The organism is Alteromonas sp. 38 (assembly GCF_902506055.1).
Taxonomy (GTDB): Bacteria; Pseudomonadota; Gammaproteobacteria; order Enterobacterales; family Alteromonadaceae; genus Alteromonas; species Alteromonas lipotrueae.
In genome coordinates this window covers 4,158,425-4,171,975 of sequence record NZ_LR733300.1, presented here as the reverse complement: position 1 = coordinate 4,171,975, position 13,551 = coordinate 4,158,425, and the positions used below count along the sequence as shown (strand labels likewise).

The 13,551-nt window shown below is 45.2% G+C and carries 7 protein-coding genes; 2 read left to right on the top strand and 5 right to left on the bottom strand.

Annotated features, from left to right (window positions below; genetic code table 11):
• Positions 1–36: 36 nt before the first annotated feature.
• The 3 genes from FLAVO9R_RS17970 to FLAVO9R_RS17960 are packed head-to-tail and all read right to left on the bottom strand — an operon-like array spanning position 37 to position 3,811.
• Positions 37–348: a helix-turn-helix domain-containing protein gene (locus FLAVO9R_RS17970; RefSeq protein ID WP_159533543.1), complete on the bottom strand. Its 312-nt coding sequence runs from the start codon at positions 346–348 to the stop codon at positions 37–39.
• Positions 348–2,558 (bottom strand): peptidase domain-containing ABC transporter, encoded by a 2,211-nt coding sequence (locus FLAVO9R_RS17965; protein WP_159533541.1) that lies wholly within the window; start codon positions 2,556–2,558, stop codon positions 348–350. Before FLAVO9R_RS17965 ends, FLAVO9R_RS17970 begins: the two co-directional genes overlap by 1 nt.
• Positions 2,559–2,560: 2 nt before the next feature.
• Positions 2,561–3,811, bottom strand: coding sequence for an HlyD family secretion protein (locus FLAVO9R_RS17960; protein ID WP_232370699.1), 1,251 nt, complete (start codon positions 3,809–3,811; stop codon positions 2,561–2,563).
• 383 nt (positions 3,812–4,194) lie between these two features.
• Between FLAVO9R_RS17960 and FLAVO9R_RS17955 the strand changes: the two genes are divergently transcribed.
• Entirely contained in the window at positions 4,195–5,739 is a 1,545-nt protein-coding gene (locus tag FLAVO9R_RS17955; RefSeq protein ID WP_159533539.1) for a hydroxymethylglutaryl-CoA reductase, read from the top strand.
• A 321-nt stretch (positions 5,740–6,060) separates the two neighbouring features.
• Here the strand turns inward: FLAVO9R_RS17955 and FLAVO9R_RS17950 are convergent, their stop codons facing one another.
• The gene (locus FLAVO9R_RS17950; RefSeq protein ID WP_159533537.1) at positions 6,061–9,396 is read right to left on the bottom strand and encodes an amidohydrolase family protein; all 3,336 of its coding nucleotides are present in this window, start codon (positions 9,394–9,396) and stop codon (positions 6,061–6,063) included.
• 348 nt (positions 9,397–9,744) lie between these two features.
• Between FLAVO9R_RS17950 and FLAVO9R_RS17945 the strand changes: the two genes are divergently transcribed.
• A complete protein-coding gene (locus FLAVO9R_RS17945) occupies positions 9,745–11,907 on the top strand; it encodes a molybdopterin oxidoreductase family protein (RefSeq protein WP_246604465.1) in 2,163 nt (720 codons plus the stop codon).
• A gap of 98 nt (positions 11,908–12,005) precedes the next feature.
• Here FLAVO9R_RS17945 and gorA read toward each other — a convergent pair whose 3' ends face one another.
• On the bottom strand, positions 12,006–13,355 hold the full coding sequence (gene gorA / locus FLAVO9R_RS17940; protein WP_159533535.1) for a glutathione-disulfide reductase: 1,350 nt from the start codon (positions 13,353–13,355) through the stop codon (positions 12,006–12,008).
• Positions 13,356–13,551 lie beyond the last annotated feature (196 nt).

Below are 13,551 nucleotides of genomic sequence, written 5' to 3'. Positions count from 1 at the left end.
ATATAAGCGTTTTAGTGTAGTTAAAAAGGCTAGCGGTTAGACCAACCTTAGGGGGTGGTAAATGGATCGAAAGCAACTCGCGATGAGCGCAGTGCGGCTGCTTATTTTCAGTTTCTTGTAGATGTTGGCGCAGTGGAACTTAACGGTGCGTTCGCTAATAAATAGCTCTGCTGCTATCGCTTTATTCGACAAGCCTTCCATGATCTTTCGCGCAACCTGAAGCTCGCGTTTAGACAGGGTGTCGATAGGAAGGGCATTACTATTTAAGTTATCTACATGCTTAACGATTTGTTGACGCTCAATATCGGTGAGCAAGGGTGTAGATTCTCTAACTTCGGGCGTTATCATTATGAATCTCCTAGTGGGGTATTATCATTTTCTTCTACTATTTCAGAAGCTGGGCAGTGCTGCAGAATGCCGTCTACCAACTGATAGACAGTATCTGCAAGGGCAATCGTTTGAGGGCGATGGGCCACCATGATGCGGGTAATATTGAGCGCCTTTAGATGTGTATTGATAACGTGCTCATTTTGAATGTCTAAATGGCTACTCGCCTCATCAAGAAACAAGATATCTGGCTCTCTGTATAGCGCTCGCGCGAGAAGTAGCCGTTGTTTTTGACCACCACTTAAGCTACTTCCCATATCACCGACCAACGAGTGATATTGCATAGGCATGGCACAAATTTCGTCATGGATACAGGCCAATTGGGCGGCACGTATGACCTTTTCTTGATTTGGTATCTCATCAAAACAACTGATGTTTTCAGCCATAGAGCCACAAAGGCACATGTCTTCTTGCAATACAGAAGCAATGACTGGGGAATGATTTGATGAAATAGTATTGTGACTAACCGTTCCTTCAAAAGGTGCATATAGGCCCATCAGACATTTAAGTAGGGTGCTCTTTCCACTGCCGCTTGCACCAACGATGGCAATTATCTCCCCTGCGGTAACTGATAAGTTGAGGTTTTCGAAAATACATTTACATCCCTCACCATAGCGATAACTGAGGTTGTGGGCCTTTAAGTGAATGACTGGAGTATTTGAAGCGATGGCATGAGAAGAACCCACTGCTGATACTGATGCTACGCTTGAATAAGGGCTAGATTGTTTTGACAGCACCGTGGTTTCAGCAGGCTCCGTTAGAACAATATCGCTCAGGCGAGAAAAGTGTACGGCCAGCATTCGCAATTCGATAAATTTGGAAACTAACCCGTCTACTGCGGCAGTGAATTTTGTTTTGTAAGCGATGAAGGCAAGCATCATTCCTACCGTCAGCATATTATCCATCACCAAAGATGCCGCAATAAAGATCACAATGATGTTTTCAATACCAAATAAAACTTGGTTTACCGCGTCGCTTCCAATATTGAGTTTTCCCAGACTAATATCTTTATTCAAAGTGGCGACTAACTTGTTTTGCCACTGACTATGGCGTTGGGATTCTTGATGGTATACACGAATAGGCAGCATACCCCGAACGCTTTCCATAAAGTGACTTTGTTCAGTAGCGGCCAGTGCAATTTTCTCTGTTGTAAGCCGCTTAGTGACAGGTATTAACGCGATGCGGAAAAGTAAATATATTGCCACCACTAGCACCACACACAAGGTAAGTTTAACGGAGTAAAGGCCCATCACGACAAGCGTGATAATGGCCAATACGCCATCGAGAAATGCAGTCACAAGGCCCGTAGTGAGGAACTCACGAATATGTGCAAGGGAACCAAAGCGAGACACCACATCGCCCACGTGCCTTTTGGCGAAAAAATCCAGCGGTAGCGAGAGTAAATGTTGAAAGACGGAAGCCGACATTTGAAGTTGAAGCCGGCTCGATACAGCCAGGATAAGAAAGCGACGCAACACACTAGTGAAGATGCTTATTACTAGCAAAAAAGTAAACCCAATGGCAAGCGCGGTTAACAATGCTTGATTCCCTTGCAACAACACATCATCAACCACGGTTTGCACGTAATAAGGAGACGCTAAAGCAAAAAGTTGAAGTAGTGCAGATAGCGCCAGCAAGGTGGCTAAATTACGTTTAAACCCTATCGTTCGAGTGAAGAAGTTTCTTAGCTTTAATAAAGGCTTTGCGGGGGGCGGCGAAAAATTGTCTTTAGGCGTAATTTCTAACGCTATTCCCGTTAGGTGTTTACTCGCCTCATCAAAGGTGAAGGTGCGTTTGCCAATACTAGGGTCGTGTATGGTTAATCGCTCTTGCTTTACCTTAGTCAGTACAACGAAATGACGCATATCCCAATGTAGAATTGCTGGTAGGGTTAGTTGAGATAAATCCTGAGGCTCAATTTTTAGTGCACGACATTGAAATGCCATTTGCTGCGCAATATCCATAATATCTTTAAGTGTGATACCACGAAGTGAAACGCTAATGTGCTGGCGAAGGTGGGTCATATCCCGTTTGTCGCCATAATACTGAGCCACCATGCTGACGCAGGCCAAACCACATTCAGCGGCTTCAGTTTGAAGCACAACCGGCACTTTGTTTTTAGGTGATAAGGCGCTAAGTGCAGGTGAAGCAAACCCGTGAGTAATAGTCATAATTACAACCTTTTCGTGACGCTTAACAGCGGCTCTAAGATCCATTCCAGTAAGCTACGCTGGCTAAGTGCTACGTCTGCAGAAAACGTCATTCCAGCTTTAAGCATTACCGGGTTTCCATAGGCAATAATGGCGTCGCTATTTACTCGAGCGGTAACCAAATAAGCGGGTTCGCTCACGGTTAAAGGCGCGTTCGCCCATTCACCAGGCAGTAAAATGGTTTCGGAAATGCTAATTATCTGTCCCTGTTGCAAACCAAACTTCTGATAAGGAAAGGCATCGTAGCGAATAGCGAGTTGTTGCCCTTTGGCGATGAACCCAGCGGCGCGCACAGGCACTAACAATCGTGCTTCTATAGGGGAATTTTCTGGAAGTAAGCTGAGTAGCGGTCTGTTTTGATCGACCATCAACCCAGCACTCGCCTGCAGACTTGAAACCACACCGTTCTGCGATGCATATAGAATGCGCTGCCGATCGCGATTTAATGTCAGCAACTGCTGATTGATATCACTTAGTTGGTTTTCGTGTACGGTGCGCTCATTGGCTTGAATCTCGGGTAAACTGGCAATTTCATGTGTCAGCCGGCTTACTTCAGCTTCGCTTTTCAGGTTATTTCGCTCAGCTTGTTTCCATTGTTGCTGGCTACTTAAAAGCTCAAGCTTATAATTATCGAAATCTGCGTTACTTACATGGCCAGCATTGCGTAGCACCTCAAATGAGGTAAATTGACTGAACGCTAACTGCCACTGTTGATAAGATATCGCTAAAATATGGCGTATTGATTCAGCGTCTTTTTGCGCGTGCTGAAGTTGTTTTAAAAGCTGCGTTTTGTCATTTTGGTGAATACCAATGCTGCGTGCCAACGCGTCGCTTATCCGCTGTTTTTTAGCAAGAAGCTCTTGTTGCAGTTTTAGCTCTACGGTTTCGCCTTGTGGCTGCTGAACCCCGTATTCAATCGACAATAATGGTTCGCCTCTTTTAACTTTTTGCCCCTCGTTTACATACACTTGTGATATGCGGCCTTTTCGGGCGTCGGCGTACAGTCTTAATACGCCGCGGGAGGGCTCTAGCCACCCTTCAACAGTGGCTTTACGAGCATAGCTACCCTGTGTGAGATATATCCCCACACCCACTATCCATAAAATTAGTATTGCCGTTATCCCCATATGGGATGGTCGAGGCGTCATCAATAGATCGCCTTGAAATGGCGAGGTAGGCTGCATTGCCTGATGACGGAATAGTCCTTTTCTCATAACAGTTCATCCCATGAAATTAAAAAAATGGTATTCAGTTGCCATTTCCCTATGGACATAGCGCTTAATCAGCAATCGATGCTTTTTAAGCAGCGAAAACCTGAATACCGACAAGTGGTCTTGGGTAAAGCCTTGACGCTGTAAACGTTAGATGAAGGAGGCTCGGTATATCGAATAAGGCGAAGTCAGGGCGTTCGCCGCCCTTTATTCATAAGGTGTTGGCGCAAAATTTAATGAAGTTTTGATGAAATGGCTCAAATTTAAATGTGGTTAAAAATTGATGGAAATGCAAAAGGTTAGTGATACTGTACAAAGGATGTACTATAAAAAAGTAGTGTACTTAATTCACGCAGTGGCTTAACCAAAACGGAATAGGAACTCACATGTTTGTACCAAGTATTTTACTCAAGCAGCTATATACTCACGGAAGCCTAACCAAAACTGACAACGGCATTTCCTTTGCACTAAAAAACCGTTTAAAAGATGCCACACTAAAGGAGCTTAAATGGATTTCATTTGATGGTGAGAAAGTTCCAAGCCATAAAATTTCTATTCAAAGCAGCAACGACAGTGGCATTAGTTTTGATGCGCTTAATAATAACGGCGGCATGCCGTTTTCATTACGGCAAGTCATTACCGTACACCTAGAACTGAATGAAGAAGTCAGCCCTGAAAAACGCAAAATAGGTATTTGTTTTTCAGCGTCTCCTTTTGGAAAGCTTAAGTTCGAAGTAGAAGATAATGTAACGTCACCAGCGAGTCGCAAGTTGCATATTCCCCGCGACGATCACGACGATTATGGCGATAAAATCATTAAGCAGCGTCAGTCATACTTTGAAAGTTTTACTGGCGCCAAAATTGATCATGTGGGCAAGTACTCAGTCGATCCAGACAAATTAAAAGGGAATATTGAGCACTTTATTGGGGTGGCTCAGGTACCCATTGGCATTGCAGGGCCATTAACTATAAATGGCGAGCACGCTAAGGGTGAATTTGTTGTGCCATTGGCAACAACAGAAGGCACCTTGGTGGCGTCGTATAATAGGGGGATGAAGCTGCTTAATATGAGTGGTGGGGTAAAGGCTACGGTGGTAGATGATGCCATGCAGCGAGCTCCGGTTTTTATTTTTAGCGATGCCCGTGGTGCAAGAGATTTTGTTACTTGGGTAAACCAAAACATCAGCAAAATTCGCGAAGAGGCTGAAGCAACCTCGAGTATTGCCAAACTCACTTATATTGACCACTTCTTATCAAACAAATTTGCGTTTTTGCGTTTCAACTATTTAACCGGTGATGCGGCAGGGCAAAACATGGTGGGGCGGGCTACTTTTGCGGCGTGCGGGTGGATTTTAGATAATTATGAAGGTGTTGAAAACTTCTACTTAGAGTCTAACTTTGCTACCGATAAAAAAGCCTCGCAAATAAATATTATGCGTACACGTGGTAAACGGGTAACCGCAGAGGCCACGATAAAGCGTGAGCATTTACTGCAAATTATGCGGGTAGAGCCTAAGCAAATTGACTATCACGGCAGGGTAGCAGGAGTAGGCTCGTTTCTATCTGGGGTGAACAATACGGGTTTACACTCGCCTAATGGTATTACCGCCATGTTTATTGCTACGGGGCAAGATGTTGCGAACGTAGCGGAATCATCGGCTGCTATTATGTATTCAGAGCTTACTGATGAGGGCGATTTGTATGTGTCTATCACCATTCCTTCGTTAATAGTGGCCACCTATGGTGGTGGCACTGGAATGGGCACTCAGCGTGAGTGCTTAGAACTTATCGATTGCTATGGCAAAAACAAGGTGTATAAATTCGCCGAAATCGTTGCCTCGGTAGCCTTAGCGGGGGAAATATCGTTAGCCTCAGCCATTAGCTCATCAGATTGGGTGTCGTCTCACGAACAATATGGACGCAACCGCTGACGGGGACAATACGAAGTGTGGGCACACAAACACAGGCACGCCGTAAATCCATCCCTGGAGGCTCCGCCCCGGCATCCCTGCCGGGGAGGGCCTGCTTATTGTGTGCCCCACACTTCTAATACAGACCTAGCTCCCAACAAACCTATCCATGGGGCTCTGCCACCGCATCCATGCGGTGGAAGGTCTATCATGGTGCTTCCTACCCTCTTGGATAAATCTGCTGATGGCTTGAGGGAAATGTGGGACATAAGGTGAATCAGTAAGCATAAAAAAGCCGGCGATTTACGCCGGCTTGATAAGTGCTAGTAACTTACTAGATTATTAGTGTTTCCAATGGAAGTGATGTGCTTTCGCGTCAATCGCTTCCGCGGTAGTTCTTGGCATAAAGGTGGCGTTGTTTTCTTCAAAGAAGAAAGGGGAGCGCTTGGTTTTACTGCCTACTTCGTTCATGGTGGCGGCTTCGTATACACGGCCGTTAAGTACGGTAAATTCTACATATTCACTGCGGCGTAAGTCTGCTAATACATCGCCGTCAATCACGACTAAGTCAGCCAATTTACCTTTTTCAATACTGCCGATGTCGTTACCCATACCTAGGTGTTTTGCGCCATCGATAGTACCGCCGCGTAATGCTTCCCATGCGGTGAAACCGCCTTGTTGCATTATCCACAGTTCCCAGTGGGCGGCTAAGCCTTCACGTTGGCCATGAGCGCCAATATGTACACTAACCCCATTATCTCGAAGCTCTTTGGCGTAGCTGGCAACGTTTTGGTGGTTGTACTGGTTATCGGGCGCGGTAGGGCGTCTTATAGAGCGGCTATGCAACATGGTGGCAGGTGTGTAGCGAAGTAAGCGTGGGTTCTTCCATACTTCTGTACGGTCGTACCAATACTCTTCACCCATCATGCCGCCGTAAGAAACCACAAATGTAGGTGTGTAACCAAACTCGGTGGCTTTCCATAGCTGGGTTACATCACTATAACCGCGCTCAATAGGCAAGCTGTGTTCTAGCCCTGTATGGCCATCGACCAACATGGTTAGGTTTTGCTGAAACTTACCGCCACCCTCGGGGACTACCATCATGTCTTGATTTTTCGACGCCCATAACACTTGTTGGCGTTGATCCCGACGTGGTTGGTTGTAGCTTTTCACCGAAATTGCGCCGCTTTCTTTTAAGCGTTCTACGTGGAAGTACGCATCTTCATAGTTATTGATGATGGCTTTGTAGCCTAGGCCTTCTGCGCCGTACAAAATAGTACCGGTAGAGTAAATACGCGGTGCCACTATGTCGCCTTTACGCTGAAGCTCAGAGGCGGCAAAAATCTCTGTGGTATCGTTTGATGGGTCATGAATGGTGGTAACACCAAAGGCCACATTCGAGTATTGGCTCCAGTTTTTATCTGGAATAATCTCATTCCTGCCTTGTGCACCATGAGCATGAGTATCAACCAACCCAGGTATAATGGTTTTGCCACTGGCATCTATTTGCATAGCACCTTCAGGAATAGCAATATCTCCGCGCTTGCCCACAGCTTCAATACGATTATCTTTAATGATAATAACGCCGTCTTCAATCACTTCTTGGGTGTTGTCGGCATCACGCATGGTCACGACCTTTCCACCAATTAAGGCTTTGTAACCGCTTGGTTTATCGGCTTCGGTAGTGAACGATAAATTAATACCATCGGCTACAGGGTCGGGCAGGGTTTCTGGCGCGCCATCTACAAACGCAAAAGCTTCTTTAAGCGAGCGACTGTAGAAAGTGGGGCCATTAAACCAGCTCACCGTTTCGTTATCCGGCGACCATGTTAAGTACTCACCAGCTTTAGATGAAAGCTGAGTAACCGGAAGTGAAGTCATGTTGGGGCCAATGGTCACTTTCTTACCATTTTCCACAAACGGGGTAACGAAGGTTTTGAATTGGTAAACAAACGCCACCCATTTTTTGTCATGTGAAAGTTTGTACTCACTTACGTCATCAGCTCCGTATAAATGAGTTCGTTTGTCATTGCCTTGCAAGTTAACACTTGAAAGTTGTGTTTCTCGATACGGCGTGCCGCCTACCGATTCAGTGAAATACACTCGTGAATTGTCGCCTGCAAAGTGTGGGTTAATACCCCCATCAGACACTTTCTTTTCGGTTTTTCTATCAAGGTCTGCTACATAAATACCAGGGTCCACTGAGTATTTAGGGTCGAGTAAATAGCCGCCAGTAAACTTGCGGTACACCACCTTTTCACGATCACTTGAGAACGATGGTTCTATATAATGGCCAGGTTGCTTAGTAATCACTTTACCTTTACCGCCGCGGGCCGAAACAATGCGTACTGATCCTAATTCATCATCATTCCACGTGGTGTAAACAATGGCTTTGCCGTCGTTAGAAAAACGCGGGTAATATTCGCCATGGGCATTTTGCTTAGTCAGGCGTTTCATCTTGCCCGACTTTACGTCTTTAACGTAAAGCTTACCTAATGCTTGAAACAAGAGTGTCTTACCGTCAGGTGACATTTGCGACCAGCGAATCATGTTTACATCAAATTCATCCGGTGCCACATTTACATCAAAGCGCAGTGCATCCGCATATTGAAGGGTAGCTTCTACGTTAATGTTAATATCAGAGATAGTCTTATCGTCAATATTGATGCTATGGAAAGTACCACCAGTCCAATACACAATGGCTGATGAATCTGGCATCCAGTCGAAGTAGGCGAAGTAACCTTCAGAACCAAAGCCTTCTTGCATGTCACGTTCAAGTTCTGTGGTAAGCGGTGTTTCTTCACCGGTTCTAATGTCTTTTAAAAACAGAGCGGTTTTTTCTTTTACCCGGCGAACAAACGCAACGTATTTACCATCCGGTGATGGCGTAGGTACCACTGCACCGCCGGTGCCACTAATATAACGGCTTTCGTCGCCGTTCTCACGGTCAAAGCGGGTGATGGCGAATATGCCACCTAATGGGTCGCGGTTATAGTCGAAACGACTCCCAGGCACTGTGTTCTCTGTGAAGTAAATATATTTACCGTCGTGAGAAAAAACAGGGTCAGCTATGTTTTGCTGGTCCTTTTTACCATGATTACGGGCTTTAATTTGCAAGCCGTCACCACCGGTATTGTGGTACATCCAAATTTCACCTGCAGGTATACTGCGGCTAGACATAATGCCTTTCGATACCAGCAAGTATTCACCATCTGGGCTCCATTTAGGAGAGTGAATAAGGTTGTTCTTTTCTTTGGTCACTTGGCGCAGATTTTCGCCATTGCTGTCCATTATCCAAAGATTATTAATGCCATCGCGGTCAGAAATAAACGCAATCTTTGAACCGTCCGGTGAAATACTTGGGTGTATGTTCCATGCGAAATCTTGCGTGATAGGTGTGGCATCGCCGCCATCAATATTCACTTTATAAATATCACCTAGCATATCGAACACCATATACTTGCCATTCGGGGCTATATCCAAGCTAGACCAAGTGGTTTCGGTGGTATTGATAGTGACTTCATTAAGTGCAAATGGCGGGTTACTTACATCCCACTTTTCTTCATTAATCGTTGCTTCTTTTTTGATGTCGTCAGCTGCATGCGCAGAGTACGCGGTACTTAAGCCTAAGGCGCTGACAAGTGTGGCGGCTAAAAAGCTTTTTGTTGTTTTTATCATAATGTGTTTCCAATTGCTTGAAATGCGTTTTCTGTCTATTGATGAGTATGCCCGTGAGCGTCTCATCTATTTGTAAATTTGTCGTTAACCTTAACCTAAAATGGTGGGGTGCTACCTAACTTATGAGATTTTACGCATAAATCTAACGACCAAATTACAGTTTTACCACCCACCCGTCTATTTATCCATCACTCACGATGATGCTTGTCTATTAAGTGGATAAACGCTAATTTTGCAACAAGCTGTTAACAATGTTTGATGTAGGTGCTATTCGTGGTTAATTCAAAGCAAGATGTGGTCATTTCAGAGCAGAAACTCCATTATTCAACCTGTACGCTGTGCGAAGCTATGTGCGGCATTGAAGTTGCCACACAGGGTAAACGCATACTATCCATTAAGGGAGATAAAGATAATCCTTTTAGTGCAGGCCACGTATGCCCCAAAGCCAGTGCGCTGAAAGATTTATATGATGATCCTGACAGGTTAAAACGACCGGTAAAAAAGGTAGGCGACGAGTGGCAAGAAATACCGTGGAGTGAGGCCTTTGGCTACGTTGCTGAAAAACTACACCATATTCAGTCCCAACATGGCAAAGATGCGGTTGGTGTCTATCTAGGTAATCCGAATGCCCACAACATGGGGGCTATTTTGTTCGGCCCTTATTTTTATCGCGCCCTTGAGTCACACAATAGATACTCTGCCACCTCGGTGGATCAGCTCCCTCATCATATTGTTAGCCGAAGGCTGTTTGGGCATATGTCACAAATTCCTATTCCAGATATCGATCACACCCAACACTTTGTGATTATCGGTGGAAATCCACTTGCTTCCAATGGCAGCATCATGACTGTGCCCAACGTTAAAAATCGCTTAAAAGGCGTGCAAAAACGGGGTGGTAAAATAGTGGTCATCGACCCTAAACGAACAGACACTGCTGATTTAAGCTGCGAGCATCACTTTATTCGCCCCGGCAGCGACGTATTGCTATTACTTGCTATGTTACATGTAGTATTTGAAAAGCAATTTCACAATGCCGAGGCGCTCTTACCTTACGCCGAAGAATTGCTTGAAGTTGAAGGTTATGTAAAAGACTTTTCTCCCGACACTGTAAGCGAATTAACGGGCATTGAAGCGTCACAGGTAATCAAATTGGTTACCGATTTTTGCGAAGCTGAATCGGCTGTATGTTACGGACGCATGGGCGCGAGTGTGCAAGCATTTGGCACACTCACTCAATATCTCATCATGCTGTTTAACATGTTGACCGGAAACTTAGATAGGCAAGGGGGGATGATGTTTACCCAGCCTGCAGCCGATATTTTACCGGTATCAAGCAGGGGCAGCATATCAGGCTATAGTTCACGGGTAAGGGGTCTACCCGCTTTTGCAGGGGAATACCCTGTGGCGTGTTTAGCAGAAGAAATATTAACGCCTGGTGAAGGCCAAATTAAAGCCATGGTCATAGGTGCTGGAAATCCAGTGGTGACTACGCCTAATACCGAGCAGCTGGAACGTGCGTTTTCACAACTCGATTTTATCGTGTCTGTGGACTTCTACATTTCTGAAACTTCTCGGCATGCAGATATTATATTACCTCCCGTTACACCGTTAGAGCGGGACCACTATGATGTGGTTTTTCATAATTTCGCAGTAAGAAACTACGCCACCTATTCTGAGGCAGTGGTCGATATAGATGATGATCAATTAACAGATTGGCAGATATACCTATCGCTGGCAGAGCGTCTAGATAAATTAAATGGCAAAAGTACCGCGCACTATCAAACACTATGGCAAAAACAGCCCAAAGGTGTGATAGACGATTTATTAAAAAGTGGCCAATACGGTGCACATGCTCGCGTAAACTCCAGTGCCAGTGATAACGCGAACGGCAATAAAAACGCTAACGCTCAGGGACAAACAGACGGCATTGGCAAGGAAGGCTATAACTTGTCGCTAGATAAGCTGAAAGCGCATCCACATGGCATTGACCTTGGGCCATTGCAGAGTGCACTACCTGACGCCATTTTTCATGAAGATAAAAAAATCAATTTAGATTTTGATTACTTTATGCCAGATATTGCCCGAGTAAAGACGCATTTCTTTGACCAGAAGCGTAAGGAAAATCAAATGGTACTCATTGGCAGGCGTCATATTAAAACGAACAACTCTTGGTTACACAATAGCCCTAGAATGGTGAAGGGAAATAATCGATGTACCCTACAATTGCACCCTGAAGATGCTGCTAAATACCAAGTCCAAGAGGGTGATAGCGTTAAGGTCACTTCAAGAGTGGGGGAATTATTCGTAGAGGTTGAAATTACCAATTCTATTATGCCAGGCGTGGTCTCTATACCGCATGGTTGGGGCCATAATAAGAAGGGAATAAAGCTGGGTGTTGCTAGCCAGTACCCTGGCGTGAATACGAATATTCTGACAGACGAAATGCAGGTAGATACCTTGTCGGGCAATGGTGTATTAAATGGTGTGCCGGTTTCGTTAGAGAGGATGTAAAAGAAAGGCGATAATCAACATATTGATTATCGCCTTACATTTTATAAGTACGCTATCGTTTTTACTAAGCTTGGTTAACCTGAGCTCAGTTAGTCGACCTAGGTCATGGTAACGTATTCTTCAGCACTAGTAGGGTGAATGGCCACACATGCATCAAAATCGGCTTTGGTCGCGCCCATTTTTATGGCGACGGCAAAGCCTTGTAGAATTTCATCCATACCGTGGCCTATACCGTGAAGGCCAACCACTTTTTCATCATCACCTGCACACACCAATTTCATTTTGGTCATTTGGCGGTGACGGGTTACTGCGGTGTACATAGACGCAAAGCTCGACGAATACACTTTAATATTGTCTTCACCGTACTGTTCTACCGCTTCTGGTTCGGTTAAGCCCATGGTGCCAATAGGCGGGTGGCTAAACACCACGGTGGGGATCATGGAGTAATCCATGTGCGCGTCTTCTTGGCCGTTGAATAAACGTTCGCTGAGTAAGCGACCTGCTTTTACTGCCACAGGCGTCAATTCGGCTTCACCAGCAATGTCACCCACAGCATAGATGTTCTTAGCTGTCGTGTTTTGGTATTTATCTACTTTCACGGTGCCGTTTTCGGCAAGCTCTACACCGGTGTTTTCAATCGCTATCACATCGGTTGATGGTTCGCGGCCAATGGCCCAAATTAGGCAGTCTGCTTCAAGGACTTCACCATTAGTTAGATGAATTGAAATGTGCTTACCTTCACCGCGCTCTACTTTTTCAACGCTGGCGTGGTTGTGTAATGTGCAGCCTTCAGCGTGGATCATATCAACTAGGGTTTCATGGATGATAGGGTCGAAGTGACGTAGTGGAGCATGTTTACGCACCACTAAATGGGTCTCTGTCCCCAAACTATGCAATACGCCAGCGAGTTCAACACCAATGTAACCTGCACCCACTACAACGGCTTTTTTAGGTTGTTCTTTTAGCGCAAAGAAGCCATCAGAGTTAATACCGTGCTGTGCACCTGGAATATCAGGTATGACAGGGCGACCACCAGTGGCAATAGTAATGTGATCAGCGGTATAGGTTTCGCCATCGACTTCAATAGTATTGTTATCAACAAACTTAGCGAAACCACGAATAAGGGTGACGTCGTTAGCACTGAGCGAGCGGTCATACGATGCATGAATACGTTCGATATAGGCTTGGCGGCTGGCAATTAGGCTATCCCAACTGAAGTGGTTTACTGTTATATCAAAACCATATTCTGGTGCGTAGCGGTGAATAGCTTCGGCAACTTGTGCGCCGTACCACATGGCTTTTTTAGGCACACAGCCTACGTTAACGCATGTGCCGCCAATGTCTTTAGCTTCAATAATAGCTGCTTTTTTGCCATGCTTGGCGGCGCGGTTTGCAGACGCAATGCCGCCACTACCGCCGCCTATGCAGATATAATCAAAATGTTTCATGTTAACCGCCTTATTATCCGTTAGGCCTAAAATTGTCATTTATTGTGACACGAAATTGAAGGAATACACACTGTATACGCGTTTAAGGGACCGAGGCACAAGGTAGAAGATTTCATTATCGTAGGCATCATTTGTAAAAAAAAAGAAGCACTAATTGCATTAGTGCTTCTTTGTTCCAGTGTTATGGGTACTGCCA